The following is a 26,437-nucleotide window of genomic DNA, read 5'->3' as shown; positions in this document are numbered from 1 at the left end:
GGGCGGCCGGAGCCGGCCGCGGGTCGGACCCCGCGTCGTCCTGGGCACCCTCGGCGTCGCCGACCGGCTTGCGCACCACGACCGGCGGAATGGGCCGCGATCCGGGGATGTTGATCCGGATCCGGGTCGTCAGCGTGGTCTCGGTCTTCCGTTCCTCCGGCTGCGCGGCCGAACGGCCCGCGTCCGCACCGGCTTCGGAGGCGACGGGGGTTCCGTACGGAGGCGTCCCGGAGGGGTATGCGGCTCCGCCGCGCCCGCTGGGCCCGGAGGACGGAGTGTCAGTTTCACGACTCAAGGCAGGTTCTCCCGGTTGGCTCCACCGCCCGTTACGACCTCAGCGGGCAGTTCGGCGGCGCGCACCACCATACTGGCCACTTCTGGCGCGTATCCCATGACCGCTGAGGAAATGCACACCGGACTCGCACGTGCGCCGTGCGGCGAAGTGGTACGTCACTTGCCAAGTCGGGCGGCGCCACCGCCGTGTTACCGCCGCGGACCGAGGGTGGCGCAGATCACAGCCACCGCCATGCCGCCGAACAGGAAGAGGTAGGAACCCAGTCCGGCGCTGAACAGGAAGTCGCCCTCCGGGCGGCTCGTGGTGAGCAGGATGACGGCGACGATCCAGCCCGTCACCGGCGCCACCGCCCCGCCCCGGCCGCGCAGCGCGTAGGCGCCGCCGAGGAAGAGTCCGGCCGCGCCCGCGAGGGCGAGCAGCAGGCCCCCGGGGAACCAGGCGCCCTGGACCAGGGCCCCGGCGAGGCCGACGACCGCGCCGAGCACGAGCAGCCCGGCGTAGGCGGCGAAGAGCCCGGCCGGGGAGCGCCACAGCGGCTGGACCGGGTTCGGTCCGCGTCCGGCGGAGCTCATGACGCCTCCTCGGTGCCGCCGCCGACACCGGCGAACAGGTCGGTCTCCCCGGGCACGGCGGTACCGCGCACCAACTCGTAGTACTCGGTGGTGAACAGCGGCTGCGCCAGCTCGTTGGAGAGCGCGAAATAGGGTTCGGCCACCTCGATCTGGGTGGCGTGCGCGCGCATCGCGGCGGCCTTGGCCGAGGCGTGGGCGGAGCCGTCGACGGCGGTGGTGATCCGCTCGTCGTCGACCACTCCGGGCACGTCGGCCAGGGAGGCGCCCTTGGCGAACGGCAGCGCGGGCAGCTCTTCCCGAAGGCGGGCGAAGGCGGCCTCGGCGACGGAGCGCGGGACGCGGTTCCAGTAGACCTTCTCGACGAGGTGCCCCTGTTCGGCCGCGAGTTCGACGGCGCGCATGGCCACGCGGTGGGCCTGGATGTGGTCCGGGTGGCCGTAGCCGCCGTCGTCGTCGTAGGTGACGAGGACCTGCGGGCGGATCTCCAGGATCACCTCCACGAGCGACGCGGCGGCGGTGTCCGGTTCGGCCTGCCAGAAGCAGCCGGCGGCCTCGTTGTCGGGACCGCCCATCATCCCGGAGTCGCCGTAGCGGCCGGCGCCGCCGAGCAGCCGGAGGTCCGTCACGCCCAGCTCGCGCAGGGCCGCGGCCAGCTCGCCGCGGCGGTGGGCGCCCAGCGCGGCGCCGGTCAGGTGGCGCAGCTCGGGCGGGATGACCTCGCCCCGTTCCCCGAGGGTGCAGGTGACCAGCGTCACATGCACCCCCTCGGCCGCGTACCGGGCCATGGTCGCGCCGTTGTTGATCGACTCGTCGTCCGGGTGCGCGTGCACCAGCAGCAGACGCCGGTCGGGCAGTTCCGTCATGGGACCACCCTACGAGGCGCCACGGGGCGGCGCCCGGGACCGGGCTCCGCCATCGGTCATCCCCCGGTTCTCCCGGTTCGCGCGGCCCGGGGTGCCGACCCGCCCCGGAGGGCCGTCGCGAGGGGTGAGCGGTGACCGCGGCGGGGCGGGCGTACCGGTGGACGGCGAGGCGGTGCGGGTCCGGACCGGGACGGGGCGGGCCGGTCAGCCGGGGCGGGAGGTGGACCGAGGCGACGACGACCGCGGAGATCGCGGCAGCGCCCCACACCGTGCACGCCCGTGACCCGAAGGGCGTCGAGGGGCCGCGTCCCGCCTTCGTCCCCGCCGCGTGGTCGTGCTGCGTGCCGTACGCGGTGAAGCTGCGACCCGGCCCCTGCCGCCGCCCGGTCCCGGGCGCGGTCAGAACTTGATGCTGCCGATCATGCTGGCGACGTTGGTCGTCAGTTCGCTGATCGTGGGGGCCACGGTGGAGGAGGCGAGATAGAACCCGAGCAGCATGCAGATGACCGCATGACCGCCCTTCAGCCCCGACTTCTTGATCAGCAAGAAGACGATGATCGCCAGCAGCACCACCGCCGAAATCGAGAGTGCCACGGCGGCTCACCTCCAAAAATCCCAGGGACACGGCGGGTTCGGACTATGGGGGTTGTGACCCGGCCGCAGGCCGGGCGTCGATCCGTAAGGCAAGTCCATGCGGACGCCAGCGGGTTCATACCCACTCAGCGGTAGTGATCATAACTATCCGTGCTCGCGCATCGCTCGGCGCACGGCCGCACAAGGGGGCGCATGGCCAATATGGTCGGGGTATGACGACCGAGGCTCACTCCTTCCCCCGCCGGCACGCCCGCACCCAGCGGTTCACGCTCGGCGCGCCGCGCGCGTTCGCGGTGGCACCCGACGGTTCGCGTGTCGCGTTCCTGCGCTCCAACTCCGGCACCGACCGGGCCAACTCGCTCTGGGTCCTGGATCCGGCGGACGGCTCGGAGCGCCTGGCGGCCGATCCGGCCGCCCTGCTGCAGGGCGCCTCGGAGGAACTCCCGCCCGAGGAGCGGGCACGCCGCGAGCGCAGCCGGGAGGGCGGGGCCGGCATCGTCGGCCACGCCACCGACGCCGCTGTGGAGTTGGCGGCTTTCGCCTTGTCAGGGCGGCTTTTCACAGCCGAGCTGCGAGCCGGTACGGCGCGTGAACTCCGGGTCCCGGGGCCGGTGATCGACCCCCGCCCGTCGCCGGACGGACGGCACATCGCCTACGTGGCGCGGGGCGCGCTGCGGGTCACGGGTGCCGAGGGCGAGGGCGACCGGGCGCTGGCGGAGCCGGAGGGCGAGCAGGTGGCCTACGGGCTCGCGGAGTTCATCGCGGCCGAGGAGATGAGCCGCAGCCGGGGCTTCTGGTGGGCCCCGGGCTCGGACCGGCTGCTGGTGGCGCGCGTGGACGACACGCCGGTGCGGCGCTGGTGGATCGCCGACCCGGCCCACCCGGAGCGTGACCCGAACCACGTCGCGTACCCGGCGGCGGGGACTCCTAACGCGGACGTACGCCTGTTCGTCCTCGGTCTCGACGGGGGGCGCACGGAGGTCGCGTGGGACCGGGCGCGCTATCCGTACCTGGCGCGAGTGCACTGGTCAGAGGCGGGGGCGCCGCTGATCCTGGTGCAGGCCAGGGACCAGCGCAGCCAGCTCTTCCTGGCCGTGGACCCGGACACCGGTTCGACCCGGATGGTGCATGCCGACGAAGATCCAACATGGCTGGAACTGTTCACCGGAGTGCCCTGCTGGAGCCCGTCCGGGCGGCTTGTCCGCATCGCGGACGAGGGTGGCGCGCGCGTGCTGACCGTGGGCGAACGCCCCCTGACCGGACCGCAGTTGCACATCCGCTCGGTTCTCGATGTGACGGCCGACGACGTGCTCGTCACGGCCTCGGCCGGCGAGGAGGCCGCGTCGCCGGAGATCGGCGAGATCCATGTCTACCGGGTGAACGAGCTCGGCGTGGAGCGTGTGTCGCAGGAGCCCGGTGTGCACTCCGCGGTACGGGCCGGGGACGTGACGGTGCTGGTGTCCGCGACACCGGACAGTCCTGGCACCCGTGTACAGGTGCTGCGTGACGGAAAACGGACGGCGACTGTCACGTCGTACGCCGAAGATCCCGGTTTGTCGCCCCGTGTGACACTCACCCAGGGGGGCGCACGGCGGATTCCGTGCGCCGTGCTCATGCCTACGGACTACCAGGGTGACACTCCGCTCCCCGTGCTCATGGACCCCTACGGCGGCCCGCACGGCCAGCGGGTGGTCGCGGCGCACAACGCGTACCTGACCTCGCAGTGGTTCGCCGATCAGGGGTTCGCCGTGATCGTGGCCGACGGGCGGGGCACACCGGGCCGCTCGCCGGCGTGGGAGAAGGAGATCCGGGACGACCTCGCGGCCGTCGTGCTCCAGGACCAGGTCGACGCGCTGCACGCCCTCGCCCGGGACTTCCCGCTCGACCTCGGCCGGGTGGCCGTCCGGGGCTGGTCCTTCGGCGGCTACCTCGCCGCGCTGGCGGTGCTTCGCCGCCCGGACGTCTTCCACGCCGCGGTGGTGGGCGCGCCCGTCACCGATCTGCGGCTGTACGACACCCACTACCAGGAGCGCTACCTCGGGCTGCCGGACGAGCAGCCGGAGGTCTACCGCCGCAACTCGCTGATCGACGACGCGGGCCTGGTCGACGCGGCCGAGCCGCACCGGCCGATGATGGTCATCCACGGCCTGGCGGACGACAACGTGGTCGTCGCCCACTCCCTGCGCCTGTCCTCCGCCCTGCTGGCCGCGGGCCGCCCGCACGAGGTCCTGCCGCTGTCCGGCGTGACCCACATGACGCCGCAGGAGACCGTCGCGGAGAACCTGCTGCGCCTGCAGCTCGACTTCCTCCGCCGCTCGCTGCCCCAGCCCGGCAAATCCACGTGAACTGCTTTAACAGACAGGCAACTTCACGGACGCCGTACCGATATGTGAACGACCCAGGCTGAACAGCGTACGGCCGTGCGGGTGCCGTAGGCGGGCCGGGATGCGCCATGTCATCCCGGCCCGCTGCCGTTGCCCGCCGGCTCCCCCGTCTCCGCCGGCGGCACCGCCCGCGCGGTCGGCGGGCGGCTCACGGGCAGGGGTTCGGCGAAGTGACAGGCCGAGTCGTGGGCCGCCGGCCCCGGCGCTTCCCGCAGGACGGCCGGGACCGCCAGTGCCGGGACCTCACGGGCGCACCGCTCCCGGGCCTTCCAGCAACGGGTGCGGAAACGGCAGCCGGAGGGCACGTCGGTGGGCGACGGCACGTCGCCGGACAGGATGATCCGCTCGCGGACCTCCCTGGCCTCCGGGTCGGGCACCGGGACGGCCGAGAGCAGCGCCTGCGTGTACGGGTGGGTCGGATGGTCGTAGATCTCGGTGTCCGTGCCGGTCTCCACGATGCGCCCCAGGTACATCACCCCGACCCGGTCCGAGATGTGCCGGACGATCGACAGGTCGTGCGCGATGAACAGGTAGGAGAGGTCGAACTCCGACTGGAGGCGGGCCATGAGGTTGATCACCTGGGCCTGCACGGAGACGTCCAGGGCGGATACCGGTTCGTCGGCGACGATCACCTCCGGGCGCAGCGCCAGACCCCGCGCGATGCCGATGCGCTGGCGCTGCCCGCCGGAGAACTGGTGCGGGTAGCGGTTGATGTGCTCCGGGTTGAGACCCACGACGTCCAGCAGTTCCCGGACCCGGCGCCGGCGGTCGCCCCTGGGGGCCGCCTCCGGGTGGATCTCGTACGGTTCCCCGACGATGTCCCCGACCGTCATGCGGGGGTTGAGCGAGGTGTACGGGTCCTGGAAGACCATCTGGATGTTGCGGCGGACGGCCTTCAGGGCCCGGCCCGACAGCCCGGTGATGTCCTCGCCCTTGAACCGGATCGAGCCCGCCGTCGGCCGTTCCAGATGGCACAGCATCTTCGCGACCGTCGACTTGCCGCAGCCCGACTCCCCCACGATGCCGAGGGTCTCGCCCCGGCCCAGGGTGAAGTCGACGCCGTCGACCGCCTTCACCGCGCCGATCTGTTTCCGCAGGACGATGCCGCGGGTCAGCGGGTAGTGCTTGACGAGGCCGCCGACCTCCAGGACGGGCTCAGTGGTCACGGCCATCCAGGCACTCCCTCCAGAAGTGGCAGGCGCTGCCGCGCTCCTCGGAGACCGGGTGCAGCGGCGGTACGTCGGTGCGGCAGACGTCCCGTGCCATCGGGCAGCGGGGGTGGAAGGCGCAGCCGGACGGGACGTGCGTCAGGCTCGGCGGCAGGCCGCTGATGGCGTACAGCTCCCTGCCCTTGAGGTCCAGGCGCGGGACGGAGTCCAGCAGGCCGCGGGTGTAGGGGTGCGCGGGCGCCTTGTAGATGTCGCGCACGGGCGCCGACTCCACGATCCGCCCCGCGTACATCACCGCGATGCGGTCGGCCACGTCCGCGACGACCCCGAGGTCGTGGGTGATCAGGAGCAGACCCATCCGGTACTCGCGGCGCAGCTCGGCCAGCAGCTCCATGACCTGGGCCTGCACGGTCACGTCCAGGGCGGTGGTGGGCTCGTCGGCGATGACGAGCGCGGGCTCCAGGGCCAGCGCCATGGCGATCATGATGCGCTGGCGCATGCCGCCGGAGAACTGGTGCGGGTAGTCCCGCACCCGCTGCGCGGCGGCCGGGATGCGCACCCGGTCCATCAGTTCGACCGCCCGGGCCCGGGCGTCCTTCTTCGACATGCCCCGGTGCACCACGAACATCTCGCCGAGCTGGTCGCCCACGCAGAGCACGGGGTTGAGGGCGGACAGCGCGTCCTGGAAGATCATCGCCATCCCGGAGCCCCGGACGGCGCGCCGCTCCTCCTCCTTCAGCCGCAGCACGTCCCGGCCCTGGAAGAGGATCTCCCCGCCCGTGATCCGCCCCGGGGGCGTGTCGAGGATGCCCATCACGGCCTGCGCGGTGACCGACTTCCCCGAGCCGGACTCGCCGAGCACCGCCAGGGTCTCGCCCGCGTCGACGGCGTACGACACCCCGTTGACGGCCTTGGCGACCCCGTCCCGGGTCCGGAACTCCACGTGCAGGCCGCGGACTTCGAGCAGCATGCCGTCCGTCACCTCAGCTTCGGATCGAGGGCGTCGCGCACGGCGTCGCCGAGCATGATGAAGGCCAGGACCGTGACGGCGAGGGCGCCCGCGGGCCACAGCAGCGCGTGCGGGGCGTTGCGGACGTAGGGCGAGGCGGCGGAGATGTCGATGCCCCAGGAGACGCTGGGCGGCTTGAGGCCGACGCCGAGGTAGGACAGGGTCGCCTCGAGCGCGATGTACGTGCCGAGCGCGATGGTCGCGACGACGATGACCGGGGCGACGGCGTTCGGGGCGATGTGCCGCAGCAGGATCCGGGAGTGGGAGGCGCCGAGGGCGCGGGCCGCCTGGACGTAGTCGTTCTGCCGGACGGTGATGACCGAGCCGCGCGCGATCCGGGAGACCTGCGGCCAGCCCAGCAGCACCATGAACCCGATGACCGGCCAGACCGTGTTGCTGCTGACCACGGAGAGCAGGACGAGACCGCCGAGGACGACCGGGATGGCGAAGAAGATGTCGGTGCCCCGGGAGAGCACCGAGTCCCACACCCCGCCGAAGAACCCGGCCAGGGCCCCCAGCACCGACCCGAGCAGCGCCACCCCGAGCGTGGCGCAGACGCCGACCGTGACGGACGTGCGGGCGCCGTACACGGTCCGGGTGTAGACGTTGCAGCCCTGGCCGTCGTACCCGAAGGGGGCGCCGGGGCCGGGGCCGTCCTGGGCCTTGGCCAGGTCGCAGCTCAGCGGGCTGCCGGGGGCGATCACCGAGGGCCACAGGGAGATGAGGACCAGGAAGAGGATGACGAGGGCGGAGACCAGGAAGACCGGGTCGCGGCGCAGGTCCCGCCAGGCGTCGGACCACAGCGAGCGCGGCCTGCCGGGGTCCGGCCCGCCCTCGGGGCCGCCCCCGGTCCGCTCCAGTGCGGTCGCCTCACTCGCCGCGAGGTCCATGGCACCTCCCATGCCGGTGCCCGCGATCGCTCCGTCCTGCTCCCGTCGCTGCTCAGGCATAGCGGATCCTCGGGTCGAGTACGGCGTACAGGAGGTCCACGAGCAGGTTGGCGACCAGGAAGACCAGCACGAGCACGGTCACGAAGCCCACCACCGTCTGGGTGTTCTGCCGCAGGATGCCCTGGTAGAGCTGGTAGCCGACGCCGTGGATGTTGAAGATCCGCTCGGTGACGATGGCGCCGCCCATCAGCGCCCCGATGTCGGCGCCGATGAAGGTGACCACGGGGATGAGGGAGTTGCGCAGCAGGTGCCGGGTGATCACCCGGTGCCGGGGCAGGCCCTTGGCGACGGCCGTGCGCACGTAGTCGGCCCGCTTGTTCTCGGCGATGGAGGTGCGGGTCAGCCGGGTGACGTAGGCGAGGGAGACGGAGGCGAGGACCAGTCCGGGCACGATCAGCTCGTCGAAGGTCGCGGCCGGGGAGACGGAGGGTTTGATCCAGCCCCACTCGACGCCCAGCAGCAACTGGAGCAGCAGGCCGGTGACGAAGGTGGGTACGGCGATGACCACGAGGGTGACGACGAGCACCGAGGTGTCGACCGGGCGCCCCCGCCGCAGTCCCGTGACCACGCCCAGGGCGATGCCGACGACGATCTCGAAGAGGATCGCGACGATCGTCAGCCGGATGGTGACCGGGAACGCCGTCGCCATCAGCTCGGTGACCGGCTGGCCGTTGAACGCCGTTCCGAAGTCCCCGGTGAAGACGTTGCCCATGTAGGTCAGGTACTGCTGCCAGAGGGGCTTGTCGAGGCCGAACTCCCTCTTGAGCTGGGCCGCCGTCGCCGGGTCGCAGCTCCGCTCGCCGCACAGGCCGGCGACGGGGTCGCCCATGACGTTCACCATCAGGAAGATCAGCAGTGTGGCCCCGACGAACACCGGGACCATCTGCAGCAGACGCCTGACCACGTACCGCCCCATGCCGGCTCAGCCGACCTTGATCTCGTTGTAGACCGGGACGCTGAAGGGGTTGAGCGCGACGTGGGACAGGCGGGCGGAGTAGCCGGCGCTGCCGTTCTGGTACCACAGGGGGATCGCGGCCATGTTGTCCCGCACCACCTCCTCCGCCTGCTGGAAGAGCGCGACCGAGCGGGCGGTGCCGGTCTCGGCGTTGGCCCGGTCGACGAAACGGTCGAACTGCTTGTTCGACCATGTGCCGTCGTTGGACGAGGCTCCCGTGTAGTACAGCGGCTGCAGGAAGTTCTGGATCAACGGGTAGTCCATCTGCCAGCCGGCCCGAAAGGGACCGGGCATCTTGTGCCGGGAGATCTGGTTGCGGAAGTCGGCGAAGGTGCCGATCGGGTTGCCGACGCAGGCACGGTCGTCGCCCAGGGCGTTGTCGATGGAGTGGCAGACGGCGTCCACCCACTGCTTGTGCGAGCCCGAGTCCGCGTTGTAGGTGATCTTCAGCTGCCCGCCGGGAATCCCGCCCCCCTCCTCGATCAGCCTCCTGGCGCCGGCGGGGTCGTAGTCGCAGGCGTGGCCGCACAGACCGGACCGGTAGCCGCCCTCCGCGCCGAGGACCGGGGACGTCCAGTCGGTGGCCGGGGTGCGGGTGCCGCGGAAGAGGGTCCGGGTGATCTGCGCGCGGTCGATGGCCATGGACAGGCCCGTGCGCACCTTCCGGGCTCCGTCGGTGTTCCACCTGCGGTCGTAGAACGGGAAGGCGAGGGTCTGCAGGATGCCGGCCGGGGTGTTGATGTACCGGCCGTCGAGGTCGGTGTCCACGTTCTTGAGCTGGGTGGCGGGCACGTCGTCCACCAGGTCGAGGTTGCCGGCCAGCACGTCGGTGTACGCGGTGTTGTTGTCCGTGTAGACCAGCAGGCTGACGCCCTCGTTGCGGGCCCGGTCCGGGCCCGGGTAGGCGTCCCACTTCTCCAGGGCCATCGCGGAGCCCTTGGTGTAGGACCGGACCCGGTACGGCCCGTTGCCGACCGGCTTGCTCACCCAGGCCGCGTGGTCGGTGAAGAACGTCCGCGGGAGCGGGGCGAAGGCGACGTAGCCGAGGGTGTCGGGGAAGCCGGAGAACTTCTGGTTGAGCCTGACGGTGAAGGTCCGCGGGCCGGTGACCCGGAGTCCCGACAGGGTCTGCGCGCTCTGCCTGCCGCTGTCGGGGTGGACCTTGTCGTAGCCCTCGATGTAGCCGAAGAAGTACGCGTTCTTCTGGTTGTTGCGCAGGCCGGCCCCGTAGTTCCAGGCGTCCACGAAGGACCTGGCGGTCACCTTCTCGCCGTTGGAGAAGGTCCAGCCGTCCTTGACCGTGACCGTGAAGTTCGTGGAGTCCGTGGTCTCGATGCTCTCGGCGAGCATGTTCTTCGCCTGGCCGGTCCTCGGGTCGTAGCGCTTCAGGCCCCGGAAGATCATGTCGAGCACCTTGCCGCCCTGCACCTCGTTGGTGTTGGCCGGCTCCAGCGGGTTCTGCGGGTCGCCCCAGGAGGAGGTCAGCACCCCGGCGCCGCCCGCGCTGCCGGCGCCGCCCCCGCAGGCCGTCGCGGCGAGGGCCAGCACCACCGCGCCCGCGATCCGTCGGGCGTACCCGGCTGCGCGCATCCGGCACCTCCTCCTGATACCCGATCAGGCATATCACAAGAAAAGCCATATAAACGCACACCTCGCGGCGGATTCCCTGATCCCCTTACTGATCGGCGGATCAGCAGGCAGACTCACGGCATGGTCGATCGCGTATTCGCCGACATGGAACTGGCTTCGCTGTATGACAAGTTGAACGCCTGGGGTCCCGACGACGACTTCTACCTGGGGCTCGTCATGGAGGCGGAGGCGGTCCTGGACGTCGGCTGCGGGACCGGCCGGCTGCTGCGTGCCGCCCGGGAGGCGGGGCACCGGGGCCGGCTCACCGGCCTGGATCCGGCCGCCGCCATGCTCGTCCAGGCCCGGCGGGCGGAGCCGACGGGCGAATGGGTGCTCGGGGACCTCACGACGCACGGCTGGGACGGGGCCTTCGACCTGGTCGTGATGACCGGTCACGCCTTCCAGGAACTGCTCGGCGACGAGGACGTGCGCGGTTGTCTGCGCGGGGTGCGGCGGGCGCTCGCCGACGGCGGCCGGTTCGCCTTCGAGACACGGAACCCGGCGGCCCGCGTCTGGGAACGCTGGACGCCGGAGAAGGTGCACGAGATCCCCGACGGGGACGGCGGCCTCGTGCAGGTGTGGCACGACGCCGAGCCGGCCCCCGTCGGGGACCGGCTCGGATTCACGGAGACCTATGCGGGCGCGCGGTGGGACCGGCCGCTGGTGTGCCGCAGCACCCTGCGGTTCCTCGGCACCGACGCCCTGGACGGCTTCCTCGGCGAGGCCGGGCTGACCGTCGCCGAGCGCTACGGGGACTGGCGGCGGGGGCCGCTGACCCCCGCCGGACCCGAGATCATCACCGTGGCCCGGGCGGCGTCCTAGGGCCCGCCGCGCCGGTCGGGCAGGGGGGCCGTGCCCGCGGCCCCCGGCCCCGCACCCCGGTCCGGACCGGGCCGGACCGGACCGGACGAGGGTCCTAGGCCTCCGGGGTGTCCCCCTCCTCCATGGCCATCAGCGCCGGGTCCATGACGATGTCGTCGCCACGGGACCCGGTCGTCGGGTCCTCCGGGAAGTGGCAGGCCGTCAGGTGGCCGTCGCCGTTGCCGGAGAGCTGCACCAGCGGCGGCTCCTCCGTCGCGCACTTGTCCTGCGCCTTCCAGCACCGGGTGCGGAAGCGGCAGCCGGACGGCGGGTGGATCGGCGAGGGGACGTCGCCGGAGAGCCGGATGCGCTCGCGGTCCGCGGCCTCCGAGTCGACACCGACCTCCGGCACGGCCGACAGCAGGGCGTGCGTGTAGGGGTGACGGGGCCGGTTGTAGATCGACTCGCGGTCACCGACCTCGACGACCTTGCCGAGGTACATCACCGCGACGCGCTGCGAGAAGTGCCGCACCACGGCGAGGTCGTGGGCGATGAACAGGAAGGCGATGCCCAGTTCCCGCTGGACCTCCTGGAGCAGGTTCACCACCTGCGCCTGGATGGAGACGTCGAGCGCGGAGACCGGCTCGTCGGCCACGATCAGCTTCGGGTTCAGGGCCAGCGCTCGGGCGACGCCGATGCGCTGACGCTGACCGCCGGAGAACTCGTGCGGGAAGCGGTTGTAGTGCTCCGGGTTCAGGCCGACGAGCTCCAGCAGCTCCCGGACCTTCTTCTCCCGGCCGCCCTCCGGCTCGATCCCGTTGACCTCCATCGGCGACTTGATGATCGAGCCGACGGTCTGCCGCGGGTTCAGCGACGAGTACGGGTCCTGGAAGATCATCTGGATCTCGGACCGCACCGGCGCGATCTGCCGGCGCGAGGCGTGCGTGATGTCCTGCCCGGCATAGGTGATCGAGCCCGCGGTCGGCTCCAGCAGCCGGGTGATGAGCCGGCCCGTGGTCGACTTGCCGCAGCCCGACTCGCCGACCAGGCCGACGCTCTCGCCGACGCCGACCGTCAGGTCGATGCCGTCGACGGCCTGCACCGCGCCGACCCGGCGCTTGATCGGGAAGCCGCCGTAGATCGGGAAGTGCTTCGTGAGGCCCTTGACCTCGAGAAGCGCGTCCGCCGGGGTGCCGGAGGTGCCCTGCGGTGCGGGGAGGGTGAGGTTGTCGCTCATGTCTCAGTTCTCCCTAGCGCAGCCGGGGCTGGATCTTGTCGATGAAGATGGTCTGCTTCTGCTCGGCCGTGAGGTGGCACGCGGCCGCGCGACCGTCGCCCAGCGGCGGCCGCACCTCCGAGCAGAGGTTGCCCTGCACCTCTTCCTTGAACGCGCAGCGCGGGTGGAAACGGCACCCGGCGGGCGGGTTGAGCAGCGAGGGCGGGCTGCCGGGGATCGGCGTCAGGTGCTGGTCGAGGTCGCTGTCCAGGCGCGGCATCGAGCTGAGCAGACCCCAGGTGTAGGGGTGCTTCGGCTCGTGCAGCACCTCGCGGACGGTGCCGCGCTCCACGGCCCGGCCCGCGTACATCACCAGCAGGTCGTCGGCCATGTGGGAGATGACGCCGAGGTCGTGGGTGATGAAGATGATCGCGGAGCCGAACTCCTGCTGGAGGTCCTTCAGCAGGTCGAGGATCTGCGCCTGCACGGTCACGTCGAGCGCGGTGGTCGGCTCGTCGGCGATCAGCAGCTCGGGGTCGCACATCAGCGCCATGGCGATCATCGCGCGCTGGCGCATACCGCCGGAGAACTGGTGCGGGTAGTCGTCGAAGCGGACCTTGGGCTGCGGGATGCCGACCTTCTCCAGCATCTGGATGGCCCGGTCCCTGGCCTCCTTCCTGGAGGCGCCGCGGTGCTTCATGAACGGCTCGGAGAGCTGGCGGCCCACCGTGTAGAACGGCGACAGCGCGGTCAGCGGGTCCTGGAAGATCATCGCCATCTTGTTGCCGCGGAGCCGCTCGAGCTCCCGCTCACCGGCGGTGACGAGTTCCTTGCCGTCGAGCACGATCTCGCCGTCGATGGTCGAGGTCCGCGGGTTGTGCAGGCCCAGGATCGTCAGGTTGGTGACGGACTTGCCGGAGCCGGACTCGCCGACGATGCCCAGGGTCTTGCCGCGCTCGACGTCGAAGGAGAGGCCGTCGACCGCCTTGACGATGCCGTCCTCGGTGGAGAACTGCACCTTCAGATCGCGCACCGAGAGGAAGCTCTCCGGACCGGTCGGGGCCGACGCGTCCTCGGTCTTGGTCAGTGTGGTCACGGTGGTTCGTTCTTCCTAGGAGAGCCGGACGCGCGGGTCGATCCAGGCGTACGCGATGTCGGTGAGGATGTTGAAGATCAGGATGAAGAAGGCACCGAACAGCATGACGCCCATGGTCATGGGGAGGTCCTTGTGGATCGCGCCGTCCACGGCCAGGCGGCCGATGCCCTGCAGGGAGAAGGTCAGCTCGGTGACGACGGCGCCGCCGAGCATGCTGCTCAGGTCGATGCCGAGGACGGTCACGATCGGGATGAGCGCGCCACGCCAGGCGTAGCGGAAGAAGACGTACTTGCGCGACATGCCCTTGGCGCGGGCGGTGCGCACGTGCTCCTCGGCGAGCTGCTCGATCATCGAGGAGCGCGCCATACGGGTGTACTGCGCGGTGAAGATCGTGGCCATCACCAGGGTCGGCAGCAGCATGCCGACGAACCAGCCCCAGGGGTCCTGGGTGATGGGGACGTACCCGGGGTTCTCCATCCAGCCCGTGCTGTAGACGAAGATCCACAGGACGATCGGGCCGAGGAGGTAGATCTGGAACGAGCTGAGCACCATCGAGGCACTGGTGGCGACCTTGTCGACCACGGAGCCGCGCCGGTAGGCGGCGATCATGCCGGCCCCCACGCCGACCACGAGGAAGACGACCGCACCGCCGGCGGTGAGCGTCAGCGTGGTCGGGAAGCGGTCCATGATCGTCGACCAGACCATCTCGCCCGAGTAGAACGACTGGCCGAGGCACGGGGCGGTGCAGTGACCGGTCGGGAAGTCACGGCCGACGAAGATGCCGGACATGAAGTCCCAGAACTGCTGGGTGATGGGCAGGTTGAGGCCGAGGGCCTGGCGGATGTCCTCCAGCCGCTGAGGAGAGCAGTCCTTGCCACAGGCCAGGGAGGCGTAGTCGGAGGGCGCGGCAACGAACAGGAAGAACGTGACGGCGCCGATGAGGAACAGGGTGACGACGGCACCGACCGTGCGCCGGATGATGAACTGAAGCATGGCGGGAGGGCTGCTCTCTGCGGAGTCGAGTGGGAGGTTTCACGGAGGTGCGGGGACGCGCTCCGCCTGGTGCGCGTCCCCGCGTTCAGCCGTAGAGAGTTACGACTTCTTCAGGAACAGGTGGTTGATGTCGAGGAGGCTCGACACCGAGCTGTAGCGGGTGCCGCCCACGTTGGAACCCGAGAGCTGGAACTGCTTGGTGTACCACAGCGGAGCCGCCGGAACGACCTTCTCCAGCAGGTAGTGCTGCGCCTCCTTCCAGGTGGCCGCGGCCTCCTCGGGCTTCTGGTTCAGCGCCTTCTTGATCAGCTCCTGGACCTTCGGGTCGTTGACGTGCGAGTAGTTCGACGCACCGTCGGAGACCTGGTCACCGTCGTAGATCGGGGTGATGACCGTGGACGGCGACGGCCAGTCCTGGCCCCAGCCCGTGACGTACATGTCGTACGGGTTCTTCAGCTTGCCGATCTGCTCGTAGTAGCTCGCGGCGTCGACCTCCTTGGAGACGACGTCGAAGCCGACCTTGGAGAGCGCGTCCTCGATGGCGACCTTGCGCTTCTGGCCGTTCTCGGTGTTGCCGTAGGCGAAGACGACCTTCTTCTCGGCCGCCGGGACGTCCTTGAGGAGCTCCTTGGCCTTGGCGATGTTGCCCTGCGGCGTCTTCAGACGGCCGTAGGGGTCGTAGCCGGCCTCGTAGCCCGGGAGGGTCGGGGCGAAGTAGTTCGGGGCCACGTCGCCGCCGTAGACACCGCCCTCACCGGCGATGAGCGACTTGGAGTTCAGCGCGTAGGTGACGGCCTGGCGGACCTTGAGGTTCTTCACGCGGTCCAGGTTGAAGGTCAGCTGCATCACGTAGGGCTGGTAGCCCTTGACCGTGCGCTTGTTGACCGACGGGTTCTTGATGACGTCCTGGATCTGCGTGGCCTCGACGCCGCCGGTGAACTGGATGGCGTTCTTGTCGCCGCCCTGGTCGGCGATCAGACGCTTGGTCTGGGTCGACTCGGTGACGCCGAACTGGAAGTTGAAGCCGTCCACGTACTGGTGGCGCACGGAGTCGGTCTTCGGGTCCCAGTTGGTGTTCTTGACGAGCACCAGGGACTTGCCGTTCTTGTACGACTTGATCTTGTACGGGCCGGTGGCGACCGGGGCCGTGTCGTACTTCTCCTTCGTGTCGTCCTTGGCCGGGACGATCGCGTAGCCGGCCATGGCCAGCGTCTGCGGCAGGTCCTGGCGCGGCGTGTCGAAGTGGAAGATGACGGTCTTGTCGTCCGGGGTGTCCAGGACGGACTTCGGCAGGTGCTTGCCGTCGAAGCCGCCCTTCGGCAGCGCGTCGCGGTACTTGGCGCCGCTCAGCCAGTTCTGCAGGTAGGTCGGGCCGTCGAAGATGAACTTCGCGTACAGGCGCTCGACGGAGTGGCGGACGTCGGCGGACGTGATGACGTTGCCCTTGGCGTCCTTGACGTCGTCCTTGAGGGTGAACGTCCAGGTCTTGCCGCCGTCCGACGACTTGCCCGAGTCGGTCGCGAGGTCACCCACGACCGAGACGTTGCCCTTGTCGTCCTCCTGGAACTGGGTCAGGCGACGGAAGAGCAGGTTGGCGACCTGACCGGCGTCGGAGACGTAGATCTGCCCCGGGTCCAGGTGGGAGAGGCCCGCCTCCTGGTACACGGTGATGGTGCCGCCGCTCTCGGCGCCGGCGATGTCCTCGGCCGGGCCGGTGGAGCCGGCGGCGTCGGCGTAGGTGACCGCCTTCGACTGGACCGAGGCTTCCTGCTGGTCCTTCTTGGAGTTCGCGCCGGTGTCGGAGCCCTTGTTCTCGGAGCATCCGGTGAGCACGAGGGAGCCGGCCGCGAAGGCGACGACGATGGCCTGCGCTCTGCGCGAGCTGAACGACTTCATGAGGCGAATGCACCTACCTGTCGGTTGTTATCCATGAGTACTGCCTGACGCGGCTGGTAGGCCGACTCCGGGGGTGGCAGTCATCCCCCCACAAGCGGACGATCTACCGCCCGGACTTGGGGTCGAAAGCGTCCCGTACCGAGTCTCCGAGGAGGTTGAAGGCAAGGACGAAGATCACCAAGGCGAGACCGGGGAAGAAGAGGAACGCCGGGTCCTGCTCGGTGTACTTGGCACCGTTGGCGAACAGCCTTCCCCAGTCCGGTGTCGGCTCGACGAAGCCGACACCGGCGAAGGACAGGAACGCGATGGTGAGGATGGTGCTGGGCAGCGTGTACGTGAACTGCACCAGGATGGGCGTCACCACGTTCGGCAGGATCTCCTTGCGGACGATCCGCCAGGGCGAGGCGCCGGAGACCTTGGCGGCCTCCACGAACTCGCGCTCGCGCAGCGACAGCACGGTCGAGCGCACCAGACGGGCCATGCCCATCCAGCCGAGGAGCCAGAGCACGATGAGCATCGCCACGGCACGGAGGTACGTGGGCGTCTCCTCACGCGGGTCCACGAAGAACGCGGTCACCACGGGCATGAAGGCGATGAAGAAGAGCTGCTGCGGGAAGGCGAGGAAGAAGTCGGTGACGCGGCCGATCCAGTAGTCGGTCCGGCCGCCGAAGTAGCCGCCGATCAGACCGAGGACGATGCCCGTCACCATCATCAGGACCGTGATGCCCACCGCCATGAACAGCGAGGTGCGCATGCCGTACACCAGCATCGCGAACACGTCGCGGCCGTACTGCGGCTCGACGCCGAACCAGTGCGAGCCGGACAGGCCGCCGAAGTAGCCGAGCGGCAGGCCGAAGTCGTCGAGGACCGGCGAGTCCTGGTAGGTCGGGTCCTGGCCGTACAGGGTGTACGGGTCCGTGCCGCTGAGCTTCGTCAGCAGGGGCGCGGCCAGCGCGATGACGAAGTACAAAATCACTGTCGCCGCGCAGACGACACCGGTACGGTCACGCTTGAAGCGCTGCCACATCAACTGACCGGGAGAGCGACCCTCGAGCGTGGTCTCGCCCTTGGCGGGCTCAGGAACCGGCTCGAGTTCGGGCTCCAGGGCAACCGACGGCCCGGAGCCTTCAGCCTTGGCAGGACTGGACATGTGAGTTCTTCCCCCGGGGGGTTGGAGAGCTGAGCGCAGCGCAGATACCGGAGAGTTCTGCGGTTTGGGGGAACTTTCGCCAATGCGTTCAACGCGCGTCAAGGGCGGAAGACATAGGGATCTCCCTACCGTCAATATTTTGAGCAAAAATTGCAGAGATCGACACCTGTGCGCGCTTGACACTTCAAGCGAGTTCTCGGCAAATCGGACAGCGCGTTACTTTTTTTTCGTTACATGTCCGAAACTTGACGCGCCTGTCCCCGGTATTCGAACACTCGGTACCGGCGTCTGTCCGGGTGAACCGGTCACGAGCGACGCTATCCACGCGAGTCCGGACATACATGCCGAAAGCCCGGCCCCCCTGGCGGCGGGGGGCCGGGTTCTGCGGGCTCGGGGCGCCGGCGTCAGCCGTGCTTGGCGCGGCTCGCGGCGCGGGCGCGCTCGCGGGCGTCCAGGTTCACCTTGCGGATGCGAACCGCCTCCGGGGTCACCTCGACGCACTCGTCGTCGCGGCAGAACTCCAGGGACTGCTCCAGCGACAGCTTGCGCGGCGGCACGATCGACTCGGCCACGTCGGCCGTCGAGGACCGCATGTTGGTGAGCTTCTTCTCCTTGGTGATGTTGACGTCCATGTCGTCGGAGCGGGAGTTCTCGCCGACGATCATGCCCTCGTACACCTCGGTGCCGGGCTCCACGAACAGCACGCCGCGCTCCTGCAGGTTCGTCATCGCGAAGGCGGTGACGGCACCGGCCCGGTCGGCGACCAGCGAGCCGTTGTTGCGGGTCTGCAGCGTGCCGAACCAGGGCTCGTGGCCCTCGTGGATGGAGTGGCCGATGCCGGTGCCGCGGGTCTGGGTCAGGAACTCGGTACGGAAGCCGATGAGACCGCGCGAGGGCACCACGAACTCCATGCGGACCCAGCCCGAGCCGTGGTTGGACATGTTGTCCATCCGGCCCTTGCGGACGCCCATGAGCTGGGTGACGGCACCCATGTGCTCCTCGGGCACGTCGATGGTCATGCGCTCGACCGGCTCGTAGACCTTGCCGTCGACCTCCTTGGTGACGACCTGGGGCTTGCCGATGGTCAGCTCGAAGCCCTCGCGGCGCATCTGCTCGACCAGGATGGCGAGCGCCAGCTCACCGCGGCCCTGAACCTCCCAGGCGTCCGGACGCTCGGTCTCCAGGACGCGCAGCGAGACGTTGCCGATCAGCTCGCGGTCGAGGCGGTCCTTGACCTGGCGGGCGGTGACCTTGCGGTCCTTGACGGCCGACTTCGCGTCGGCGCCCTTGCCGGTGCCGCCACGGCCGACCAGCGGCGAGGTGTTCGTACCGATGACCATGGAGATCGCGGGCTCGTCGACCGTGATCAGCGGGAGCGGGATCGGGTTCTCGGTGTCGGCGAGGGTCTCACCGATCATGATGTCCGGGATGCCGGCGACGGCGCAGATGTCACCGGGGCCGGCCATCTCCGCCGGCTTGCGGGTGAGCGCCTCGGTCATCATCAGCTCGGAGATGCGGACGTTGCTTACGGACCCGTCACGCTTGATCCACGCGACCGTCTGGCCCTTGCGCAGCTCACCCTGCTCGACGCGGAGCAGCGCGATGCGGCCGAGGAAGTTGTCGGCGTCGAGGTTGGTGACGTGGGCCTGGAGCGGGGCGGCCTCGTCGAAGGTCGGGGCCGGGATGTGCTCCAGGATGGTGGAGAAGAACGGCTCCAGGCTGTCGCTGTCGGCCGGGACCGTGCCGTCGTCCGGCTTGGTCAGCGAGGCGACGCCGTCGCGGCCGCAGGCGTAGACGATCGGGAACTCGATCTGGTCCTCGTCCGCGTCCAGGTCCAGGAACAGGTCGTACGTCTCGTTGACGACCTCGTCGATCCGGGAGTCCGGGCGGTCCGTCTTGTTGATGCACAGGATGACGGGCAGGCGCTGCTGGAGGGCCTTGCGCAGGACGAAGCGGGTCTGCGGCAGCGGGCCCTCGGAGGCGTCGACCAGAAGCACCACGCCGTCGACCATCGACAGGCCGCGCTCGACCTCACCACCGAAGTCGGCGTGGCCGGGGGTGTCGATGATGTTGATGGTGATCGGGTCCCCGCCGTCCTTGGGGTGGTACCTGACCGCCGTGTTCTTGGCGAGGATCGTGATGCCCTTCTCACGCTCCAGGTCGTTCGAGTCCATGACCCGGTCGTCCACCTGGTCGAGCTGGTGGGCGGCGAACGCGCCGGCCTGCTTCAGCATGCCGTCGACGATGGTGGTCTTGCCGTGGTCGACGTGGGCGACGATGGCGACGTTGCGGATGTCGTGGCGCGTGGCCATATTGCGGCGTTCTCCCGGAGTATGAGGACGGCCCTGCGCGGACGTCTTGCTGATGCGCGGGCCCTGCCGGGCTGGACACGCCACGGCCTCACCCCATGGTACGTGGCCCTGCGGGTGACGGCCTCCGCAGGGCCACATAGGCCGGGTGCCGGACGTCTCGGCCCCACCTTCCGGACGGACTCCGGTTCACCCGCCGGACGGGCCGGGCCTCACTTCGAGGCGGTCGGGCCTGGGGCGATCTTCGCCCCCTTCTTCAGGAAGCCCATGTCCTCGTAGACCGGCGTCCGGAAACCGAACGCGCCCGCGTTGACCACGTCCTTGCGCACGCCGACCAGTTCGGGCCGCTGGAAGAGGGGGATGGAGGCGGCCGCGGCCCAGATGCGGGAGTCCGCCTTGCGGATCAGGTCGCGCGCCTCGTCCTCGTCCAGCGTCGCCGCGGCCTGGTCGAAGAGCTGGTCGACCTGGTCGGTGCCGACCCGGGTGTAGTTCTGCTCGATGTTGACCGAGCCGTCGGCGGCCGGGATCGGCTTGCCGTAGATCGGCCGGGCGTCGGTGGCGGGGAAGGCGGAGGACGGCCACGAGTACAGGGCGAGGTCGTAGTCGCCGGAGGCGATGTGGTCCTTGAAGTAGCTCTCGTCCGAGACCTTGGTGATCGTCGTACCGATGCCGACCTTCGCCAGCATCGCCGAGATCCGGGCGGCGACGGTGTCGAGCGTCTGCGACCCCGGCCCGGAGGGAAGCACGAATCGCAGGTCGAGCGCCTTGCCGTCCTTGGCCAGCGGCGCGGTCGCGGTGCCGGCCGGGGCGGCGGTGCCCTGCGGGGCGTAGGCGCCCGGCGCGCCGCCGGTGTACTGCCGGCCGTCCCGGGCGAGGTGCTTGCCGCCCTCGTCGCCCTTCTCCCGCCGCTCCTCGGCCGGCTCCTGCCGCTTGGCCTTGTCGTCCTCGCCGACGATGTACTCGCCGTCCTTGCCGCCGTCGGACTTCTTCTCCTCGTCGCCCTTGCCGTGCTCGGCGCCGGCCGCCTTCTCGGCCGGCTTCTGCTCCTTCACCGGTCCGCCGGCCACCCAGCCGGCCTCCGCGAGCAGCGCCTGCGCCTCCTTGACGTCCGGACCGCCCAGCGCACCGCTGCCGTCGGCGTAGGCGTCCTGCCCGGACAGGGCGAGGTGGCTGCCGACCGGCACGGCCGGCAGGCCGAGCGGGGTCAGCACGACCTTGGCGAGCTCCTCGCGGTCCAGGGCCCGCGCGACGGCCCGGCGGACCCGCTCGTCGCCGAGCGTGCCCCCGGCACCGTTGAGGGCGAGCTGGGTGTACGCGGGCTCCAGCGACTTGCGGACGCCGAAGGCGCGCAGTTCCTCCTGCTGCTCCAGGTACCGGGTGATCGCCTTGCGCAGCTTCTTCCTGCCGACCTTCACCTGCTCGGCGTCGAAGCCGTGCGCCAGCGCCCAGGACCGCAGCTTGCTGGCGGAGGTCTTGCCGCCGCCCTGCAGCGGGGAGCCGCCCGAGCCGGAGGCCGCCTTGATCCGCGCGGCGTCGGCGGCGTCGATGTCGGCGATCTGCACGGTCCCGTCGGCGAGCGCCGACGCCCGCTTGTCGCGGTCCACCGCGTGCAGCACGAGCTCGTTCAGCTTCGCGGGGCTGCCCCACCAGCGCGGGTTGCGGGTGAGGACGACGTCCTTCTGGGCAGTGTCGACCTTCTCCACCTTGAAGGGGCCCGCGGTGACGTCCAGCTTCCGGCGCGCCCCGTCGTTGAAGGCGTCCGGGGTGCCCGTGACGTCCTTCGGGTACAGCGGGGAGAACAGCGACTTCCAGTCGGCGTAGGGGCGGGAGAAGGTGACCCGGACCTGGAGGTCGCCGGAGCCGCGCTCGATCTTCTCGATGCGGTCGTAGCCGGCGTTGCGGGCGGTCCAGTAGGCGCTGTCCTTGCCGGACAGGGCGCGCCACTGGGCCGCGAAGTCGGCGGCACCGATCTCCCGGCCGTCGCTCCACACCGCCTGCTGGTTCAGCTTGTACAGCACGACCTGGCGCGGCTCGGTCTCGATGACCTTGGCTGACTCCAGATAGGCGGGGTTCGCCTCCGGCCGGCCGTTCGCGTCGGTCCGGAACATCGACGGCAGCACCGCCTGCGCGACGCGCGTGGTGCCCGCGTCGGCGTCGGCCTGGTAGGCGTTCAGGGTCTCCGGTACGGCGTCCACGGCCCATTTCAGCGTGCCGCCCTCGGTGACCTTGTCACGGGCGACCAGGCCGATGTCCTGCCCGGCCAGGGGGCGGCTCGCCTCCTCGTCCGAACCGCAGCCGGCCAGGAGCGGCACCGCTAGGGCGCCCGCGGTGAGGAAGGCGGCCGGGCGCAGGACCGCGCGCAGGCCGACGCAGTGGTGGGACATCTCTGCTACCTCCAGGAAGCCGCGGGCGTTATGATCACTTTTGGCGGTATATGGAGCTGATCAGATCTATGCACCCACTGAAGAGGAAAGGATCCGGCAGCAGCGGGCGACACGGCGGCGACGGGCACGAACCCCACCCGTGCGGCGCAACACACCGAATGGGCGTCCACAGGCCTCGGCCAATCGGTGCACATCTCTTCACAGCACCAGGCGTGACGCGCAACACTCCAAGGCGCATGAACGTCGCCGCCCAAGGCCCGCAGACCCGCGGAAGTGAGGGCAAGTCATGTCCGTGCACGACGAACTGACAACCGTCCAGCGCTGCCTCGACGACCTGCACCGGTCCGTCGGACGCCTGGAGCAGCAGCTCGGCAGCGGTGGCCTGGAGATGCGCCGGGTCCGGATGGACGCCGACCATCTGCGTGACAGCCTGCGGCTGCTGCGCGAGGCGGTGGACCACCCGTCGGCCCCGAACCGGCCCGACCTCGTCACCATCTCCGACACCCCGTACGACATCAGCCTGTGGACGGACTCGGACGACGAGGGTCTGGGCGCCCGCGACCGGCACGCTCCCTGAACCCCGAACCGACCGGAGTCCCGTCTTGGCTACTGGTACGGAATCCCAACCGGACAGCGGTGGCGTACGCGGCCGTACGCGCGCCGCGATCGCCGCGCCGCATCTGCGGACCGACCGCTGGTGGCTGGCACCCGCCGTCACCGCGGCCGGTCTGCTCGCCTTCGTCGTCTACTCGACCTGGCGGGCGTTCTCCAACGCGCACTACTACGCGGCGCCGTACGTCTCCCCGTTCTACTCGCCCTGCCTGGCGGAGAACTGCCGCACCATGCGCGCCGGGCCGAACGCGGAGGTCTTCGGGAGCTGGTGGGCACTCTCCCCGGCGATCATCATCCTGATCTTCCCTCTCGGCTTCCGCCTGACCTGCTACTACTACCGCAAGGCGTACTACCGCAGCTTCTGGGCGTCCCCGCCCGCCTGCGCGGTGGCCGAGCCGCACCGCGGGTACACCGGCGAGACCCGCTTCCCACTGATCCTGCAGAACGTCCACCGCTACTTCTTCTACGCCGCCCTGCTGGTCGCCGGCGTGCTCACCTACGACACCGTGCTGGCCTTCCGGGACCCGTACTACCACTGGGGCCACATGGGCCTGGGCACCCTGGTGTTCCTGGCCAACATCGTGCTGATCTGGGCGTACACGATCTCCTGCCACTCCTGCCGGCACATCGTCGGCGGCAAGCTCCGGCACTTCTCCCGGCATCCCGTCCGCTACCGCGCCTGGCAGTTCGTCGGGCGGCTGAACGCCCATCACATGCTGCTCGCCTGGGCGTCCCTGGTGAGCGTGGCGCTCGCCGACTTCTACGTCTATCTCGTCGCGTCCGGCGTCTTCGACGATCCGCGCTTCTTCTAGTGACTCCAGTGAGGGACTGATTGATGTCCGTGGTCGACCGGCAGGAGTGGGACGTCGTCGTGGTCGGTGCCGGGGGCGCCGGGCTGCGCGCCGCGATCGAGGCGCGCGAGCGGGGCGCCCGTACGGCGGTGATCTGCAAGTCGCTGTTCGGCAAGGCGCACACCGTGATGGCCGAGGGCGGCATCGCGGCGGCGATGGCCAACGCCAACGAGCACGACAGCTGGCAGGTCCACTTCCGCGACACGATGCGCGGCGGGAAGTTCCTGAACCAGTGGCGGATGGCCGAGCTGCACGCCCGGGAGGCCCCGGACCGGGTGTGGGAGCTGGAGACCTGGGGCGCGCTGTTCGACCGGACGAAGGACGGCCGGATCTCGCAGCGCAACTTCGGCGGCCACGAGTACCCGCGGCTCGCGCACGTCGGCGACCGCACCGGCCTGGAGCTGATCCGCACCCTGCAGCAGAAGATCGTCTCGCTCCAGCAGGAGGACGCCGAGCGGACCGGGGACCACGAGGCGCGGCTGAAGGTGTTCCAGGAGTGCACGGTCACACGGATCCTCAAGGACACCGCGTCCGAGGGCGGCTCCGCCGCGGGCCGGGTCGGCGGAGTCTTCGGCTACGAGCGCGAGACCGGACGGTTCTTCGTCCTCGAGGCCCCCGCCGTGGTCGTCGCGACCGGCGGGATCGGCAAGTCGTTCAAGGTCACCTCGAACTCGTGGGAGTACACCGGTGACGGGCACGCCCTCGCGCTGCTGGCCGGGGCGCCGCTGCTGAACATGGAGTTCGTGCAGTTCCATCCGACGGGCATGGTCTGGCCGCCGTCGGTCAAGGGCATCCTCGTCACCGAGTCGGTACGCGGCGACGGCGGCGTGCTGCGCAACTCCGAGAACAAGCGGTTCATGTTCGACTACGTCCCGGACGTGTTCAAGGAGAAGTACGCCGAGTCGGAGGAGGAGGCCGACCGGTGGTACGACGACCCCGAACACAACCGCCGGCCCCCCGAGCTGCTGCCCCGCGACGAGGTGGCCCGGGCGATCAACGCCGAGGTGAAGGAGGGCCGCGGCTCGCCGCACGGCGGGGTCTTCCTGGACGTGTCCACGCGGATGCCCGCGGAGGTGGTCCGGCGCCGGCTGCCGTCGATGTACCACCAGTTCAAGGAACTGGCGGACGTCGACATCACGGCGGAGGCGATGGAGGTCGGGCCGACCTGCCACTACGTGATGGGGGGCATCGCCGTCGAGTCCGACACCGCGGCGGCACGCGGGGTGCCGGGGCTGTTCGCTGCCGGTGAGGTCGCCGGCGGCATGCACGGCTCCAACCGGCTCGGCGGCAACTCGCTCTCCGACCTGCTGGTGTTCGGGCGCCGGGCCGGCTGGCACGCGGCGCAGTACGCGCGGGGACTGGCGGACCGGCGCCCGCGGGTCGACGACGCCCAGGTCAACACGGCGTCCGCGGAGGCCCTGCGCCCGTTCTCCGCGCGGACGGAGGGCGAGGCGGGCCCGCCGGAGAACCCGTACACCCTGCACCAGGAGCTCCAGCAGACGATGAACGACCTGGTCGGCATCATCCGCCGGGAGGGCGAGATGGAGCAGGCCCTGCACAGGCTGGCCGAACTGCGGGTGCGGGCGCGGCGGGCCGGCGTCGAGGGGCACCGCCAGTTCAACCCGGGCTGGCACCTGGCCCTCGACCTCAGGAACATGCTGCTGGTCAGCGAGTGCGTGGCACGGGCCGCGCTGGAACGCACCGAGTCTCGCGGCGGCCACACCCGTGAGGACCACCCCGCCATGGACCGCGGCTGGCGCAACGTGAACCTGCTGTGCGCGCTCGCCGACCCCGGCGGCACCCTCGCCGGCACCGATCCCGCCCGGGGGCAGATCCGGCTCACCCGGGAGACCACCGAACCAGTCCGCCCGGACCTGCTCGCCCTCTTCGAGAAGGAGGAGCTGGTCAAGTACCTCGCCGAGGAGGAGCTGTACGAGTGAGCAGCTACGAGGCCCGCTTCCAGGTGTGGCGGGGCGATGCGAGCGGCGGTGGCCTGGCGGACTTCACGGTCGAGGTCAACGACGGCGAGGTGGTGCTCGACATCGTGCACCGCCTCCAGGCCACCCAGGCCCCGGATCTCGCGGTGCGCTGGAACTGCAAGGCGGGCAAGTGCGGTTCCTGCTCGGCGGAGATCAACGGGCGGCCCCGGCTGATGTGCATGACGCGCATGTCGGTGTTCGACCGGGACGAGACCGTCTCCATCACCCCGCTGCGGGCCTTCCCCGTGGTCCGGGACCTGGTGACGGACGTCGGCTACAACTACCGCAAGGCCAGGGAGGTCCCGGCGTTCGTGCCGCCGGCCGGTCTCGCCCCCGGCGAGTACCGCATGTCGCAGGAGGACGTGGAGCGCTCGCAGGAGTTCCGCAAGTGCATCGAGTGCTTCCTGTGCCAGGACGTCTGTCACGTCGTACGCGACCACGAGGAGAACAAGCGGGCGTACGCCGGCCCGCGCTTCCTGATGCGCATCGCGGAGCTGGACATGCACCCGCTGGACGCGGCCGCCGAGAAGGGCCTGGACCGCGGGCGCGCGGCCCAGGACGAGCACGGCCTCGGCTACTGCAACATCACCAAGTGCTGCACGGAGGTCTGCCCGGAGGGCATCCGGATCACGGACAACGCTCTGATCCCCCTGAAGGAACGCGCCGTCGACCGCAAGTACGACCCGCTGGTGTGGCTGGGTTCGAGGATCAGGAGGCGCTCCTCGTAGCG

At 70.2% G+C, this 26,437-nt stretch carries 21 protein-coding genes and 1 pseudogene; 6 read left to right on the top strand and 16 right to left on the bottom strand.

Going from position 1 to position 26,437, the window contains the following annotated elements:
* From MXD57_RS27685 to MXD57_RS27670, 4 genes and pseudogenes are all read right to left on the bottom strand, one after another.
* Positions 1-295: pseudogene (locus MXD57_RS27685) on the bottom strand (hypothetical protein); the annotation flags it as partial.
* Between the two features lie 188 nt (positions 296-483).
* On the bottom strand, positions 484-867 hold the full coding sequence (locus MXD57_RS27680; protein WP_250404813.1) for a DUF6113 family protein: 384 nt from the start codon (positions 865-867) through the stop codon (positions 484-486).
* Positions 864-1,730, bottom strand: coding sequence for an N-acetyl-1-D-myo-inositol-2-amino-2-deoxy-alpha-D-glucopyranoside deacetylase (gene mshB, locus MXD57_RS27675; RefSeq protein WP_250404811.1), 867 nt, complete (start codon positions 1,728-1,730; stop codon positions 864-866). The genes MXD57_RS27680 and mshB overlap by 4 nt, the downstream gene beginning before the upstream one ends.
* A gap of 399 nt (positions 1,731-2,129) precedes the next feature.
* A complete protein-coding gene (locus MXD57_RS27670) occupies positions 2,130-2,324 on the bottom strand; it encodes a hypothetical protein (protein ID WP_020942059.1) in 195 nt (64 codons plus the stop codon).
* A 212-nt stretch (positions 2,325-2,536) separates the two neighbouring features.
* Here MXD57_RS27670 and MXD57_RS27665 point away from each other — a divergent pair, with 212 nt between their 5' ends.
* Positions 2,537-4,669, top strand: coding sequence for a S9 family peptidase (locus MXD57_RS27665; RefSeq protein WP_250404809.1), 2,133 nt, complete (start codon positions 2,537-2,539; stop codon positions 4,667-4,669).
* A 110-nt stretch (positions 4,670-4,779) separates the two neighbouring features.
* Here the strand turns inward: MXD57_RS27665 and MXD57_RS27660 are convergent, their stop codons facing one another.
* From MXD57_RS27660 to MXD57_RS27640, 5 genes are read right to left on the bottom strand one after another with little or no spacing between them, the layout of a single operon-like run.
* Positions 4,780-5,880, bottom strand: coding sequence for an ABC transporter ATP-binding protein (locus MXD57_RS27660; protein WP_250404807.1), 1,101 nt, complete (start codon positions 5,878-5,880; stop codon positions 4,780-4,782).
* Positions 5,864-6,847: an ABC transporter ATP-binding protein gene (locus MXD57_RS27655; RefSeq protein WP_250404805.1), complete on the bottom strand. Its 984-nt coding sequence runs from the start codon at positions 6,845-6,847 to the stop codon at positions 5,864-5,866. The genes MXD57_RS27660 and MXD57_RS27655 overlap by 17 nt, the downstream gene beginning before the upstream one ends.
* Before the next feature lie 8 nt (positions 6,848-6,855).
* Positions 6,856-7,836 (bottom strand): ABC transporter permease, encoded by a 981-nt coding sequence (locus MXD57_RS27650; protein ID WP_250404803.1) that lies wholly within the window; start codon positions 7,834-7,836, stop codon positions 6,856-6,858.
* Positions 7,829-8,752, bottom strand: coding sequence for an ABC transporter permease (locus tag MXD57_RS27645; RefSeq protein WP_250404801.1), 924 nt, complete (start codon positions 8,750-8,752; stop codon positions 7,829-7,831). Before MXD57_RS27645 ends, MXD57_RS27650 begins: the two co-directional genes overlap by 8 nt.
* A 6-nt stretch (positions 8,753-8,758) precedes the next feature.
* Positions 8,759-10,381 (bottom strand): peptide ABC transporter substrate-binding protein, encoded by a 1,623-nt coding sequence (locus tag MXD57_RS27640; RefSeq protein ID WP_250404800.1) that lies wholly within the window; start codon positions 10,379-10,381, stop codon positions 8,759-8,761.
* A gap of 120 nt (positions 10,382-10,501) precedes the next feature.
* Here MXD57_RS27640 and MXD57_RS27635 point away from each other — a divergent pair, with 120 nt between their 5' ends.
* Positions 10,502-11,242, top strand: a complete 741-nt coding sequence (locus MXD57_RS27635; RefSeq protein WP_250404799.1) for a class I SAM-dependent methyltransferase — start codon at positions 10,502-10,504, stop codon at positions 11,240-11,242.
* Between the two features lie 94 nt (positions 11,243-11,336).
* Here MXD57_RS27635 and MXD57_RS27630 read toward each other — a convergent pair whose 3' ends face one another.
* The 7 genes from MXD57_RS27630 to MXD57_RS27600 form a co-directional block, all read right to left on the bottom strand.
* A complete protein-coding gene (locus tag MXD57_RS27630) occupies positions 11,337-12,458 on the bottom strand; it encodes an ABC transporter ATP-binding protein (RefSeq protein ID WP_250404798.1) in 1,122 nt (373 codons plus the stop codon).
* Between the two features lie 13 nt (positions 12,459-12,471).
* A complete protein-coding gene (locus tag MXD57_RS27625) occupies positions 12,472-13,533 on the bottom strand; it encodes an ABC transporter ATP-binding protein (RefSeq protein WP_250404797.1) in 1,062 nt (353 codons plus the stop codon).
* Positions 13,534-13,548: 15 nt separating this feature from the next.
* A complete protein-coding gene (locus MXD57_RS27620) occupies positions 13,549-14,526 on the bottom strand; it encodes an ABC transporter permease (RefSeq protein ID WP_250404795.1) in 978 nt (325 codons plus the stop codon).
* 99 nt (positions 14,527-14,625) lie between these two features.
* On the bottom strand, positions 14,626-16,422 hold the full coding sequence (locus MXD57_RS27615) for an ABC transporter substrate-binding protein (protein WP_250404794.1): 1,797 nt from the start codon (positions 16,420-16,422) through the stop codon (positions 14,626-14,628).
* A 103-nt stretch (positions 16,423-16,525) separates the two neighbouring features.
* Positions 16,526-17,572, bottom strand: coding sequence for an ABC transporter permease (locus tag MXD57_RS27610; protein ID WP_250404792.1), 1,047 nt, complete (start codon positions 17,570-17,572; stop codon positions 16,526-16,528).
* Positions 17,573-17,976: 404 nt separating this feature from the next.
* The gene (gene typA, locus MXD57_RS27605; RefSeq protein ID WP_250404790.1) at positions 17,977-19,884 is read right to left on the bottom strand and encodes a translational GTPase TypA; all 1,908 of its coding nucleotides are present in this window, start codon (positions 19,882-19,884) and stop codon (positions 17,977-17,979) included.
* Between the two features lie 209 nt (positions 19,885-20,093).
* A complete protein-coding gene (locus MXD57_RS27600; protein ID WP_250404788.1) occupies positions 20,094-22,265 on the bottom strand; it encodes an ABC transporter family substrate-binding protein in 2,172 nt (723 codons plus the stop codon).
* Positions 22,266-22,551: 286 nt separating this feature from the next.
* Between MXD57_RS27600 and MXD57_RS27595 the strand changes: the two genes are divergently transcribed.
* Genes MXD57_RS27595 through MXD57_RS27580 form a run of 4 tightly spaced genes read left to right on the top strand, consistent with a single transcriptional unit; the run spans position 22,552 to position 26,435 of the window.
* Positions 22,552-22,842: a hypothetical protein gene (locus MXD57_RS27595; RefSeq protein ID WP_250404786.1), complete on the top strand. Its 291-nt coding sequence runs from the start codon at positions 22,552-22,554 to the stop codon at positions 22,840-22,842.
* A 25-nt stretch (positions 22,843-22,867) separates the two neighbouring features.
* Positions 22,868-23,689 (top strand): hypothetical protein, encoded by an 822-nt coding sequence (locus tag MXD57_RS27590; protein ID WP_250404784.1) that lies wholly within the window; start codon positions 22,868-22,870, stop codon positions 23,687-23,689.
* A gap of 23 nt (positions 23,690-23,712) precedes the next feature.
* The gene (locus MXD57_RS27585; RefSeq protein ID WP_250404783.1) at positions 23,713-25,668 is read left to right on the top strand and encodes a fumarate reductase/succinate dehydrogenase flavoprotein subunit; all 1,956 of its coding nucleotides are present in this window, start codon (positions 23,713-23,715) and stop codon (positions 25,666-25,668) included.
* On the top strand, positions 25,665-26,435 hold the full coding sequence (locus MXD57_RS27580) for a succinate dehydrogenase/fumarate reductase iron-sulfur subunit (protein WP_250404780.1): 771 nt from the start codon (positions 25,665-25,667) through the stop codon (positions 26,433-26,435). The genes MXD57_RS27585 and MXD57_RS27580 overlap by 4 nt, the downstream gene beginning before the upstream one ends.
* The last annotated feature ends 2 nt before the right edge of the window (positions 26,436-26,437 follow it).

It is taken from the genome of Streptomyces cellostaticus (assembly GCF_023630175.1).
Taxonomy (GTDB): Bacteria; Actinomycetota; Actinomycetes; order Streptomycetales; family Streptomycetaceae; genus Streptomyces; species Streptomyces cellostaticus_A.
The sequence above is the reverse complement of the archived record's forward strand: the minus strand, read 5'-3'. Positions and strand labels throughout refer to the sequence as shown.

Coding starts and splice junctions, on each gene's coding strand:
- MXD57_RS27600 (WP_250404788.1), bottom strand. CDS start 22,265: ATGTCCCACCACTGCGTCGGCCTGCGCGCGGTCCTGCGCCCGGCCGCC.
- MXD57_RS27650 (WP_250404803.1), bottom strand. CDS start 7,836: ATGCCTGAGCAGCGACGGGAGCAGGACGGAGCGATCGCGGGCACCGGC.
- MXD57_RS27640 (WP_250404800.1), bottom strand. CDS start 10,381: ATGCGCGCAGCCGGGTACGCCCGACGGATCGCGGGCGCGGTGGTGCTG.
- MXD57_RS27645 (WP_250404801.1), bottom strand. CDS start 8,752: ATGGGGCGGTACGTGGTCAGGCGTCTGCTGCAGATGGTCCCGGTGTTC.
- MXD57_RS27635 (WP_250404799.1), top strand. CDS start 10,502: ATGGTCGATCGCGTATTCGCCGACATGGAACTGGCTTCGCTGTATGAC.
- MXD57_RS27660 (WP_250404807.1), bottom strand. CDS start 5,880: ATGGCCGTGACCACTGAGCCCGTCCTGGAGGTCGGCGGCCTCGTCAAG.
- MXD57_RS27680 (WP_250404813.1), bottom strand. CDS start 867: ATGAGCTCCGCCGGACGCGGACCGAACCCGGTCCAGCCGCTGTGGCGC.
- MXD57_RS27595 (WP_250404786.1), top strand. CDS start 22,552: ATGTCCGTGCACGACGAACTGACAACCGTCCAGCGCTGCCTCGACGAC.
- MXD57_RS27615 (WP_250404794.1), bottom strand. CDS start 16,422: ATGAAGTCGTTCAGCTCGCGCAGAGCGCAGGCCATCGTCGTCGCCTTC.
- MXD57_RS27655 (WP_250404805.1), bottom strand. CDS start 6,847: ATGCTGCTCGAAGTCCGCGGCCTGCACGTGGAGTTCCGGACCCGGGAC.
- MXD57_RS27665 (WP_250404809.1), top strand. CDS start 2,537: ATGACGACCGAGGCTCACTCCTTCCCCCGCCGGCACGCCCGCACCCAG.
- mshB (WP_250404811.1), bottom strand. CDS start 1,730: ATGACGGAACTGCCCGACCGGCGTCTGCTGCTGGTGCACGCGCACCCG.
- MXD57_RS27585 (WP_250404783.1), top strand. CDS start 23,713: ATGTCCGTGGTCGACCGGCAGGAGTGGGACGTCGTCGTGGTCGGTGCC.
- MXD57_RS27610 (WP_250404792.1), bottom strand. CDS start 17,572: ATGTCCAGTCCTGCCAAGGCTGAAGGCTCCGGGCCGTCGGTTGCCCTG.
- typA (WP_250404790.1), bottom strand. CDS start 19,884: ATGGCCACGCGCCACGACATCCGCAACGTCGCCATCGTCGCCCACGTC.
- MXD57_RS27620 (WP_250404795.1), bottom strand. CDS start 14,526: ATGCTTCAGTTCATCATCCGGCGCACGGTCGGTGCCGTCGTCACCCTG.
- MXD57_RS27630 (WP_250404798.1), bottom strand. CDS start 12,458: ATGAGCGACAACCTCACCCTCCCCGCACCGCAGGGCACCTCCGGCACC.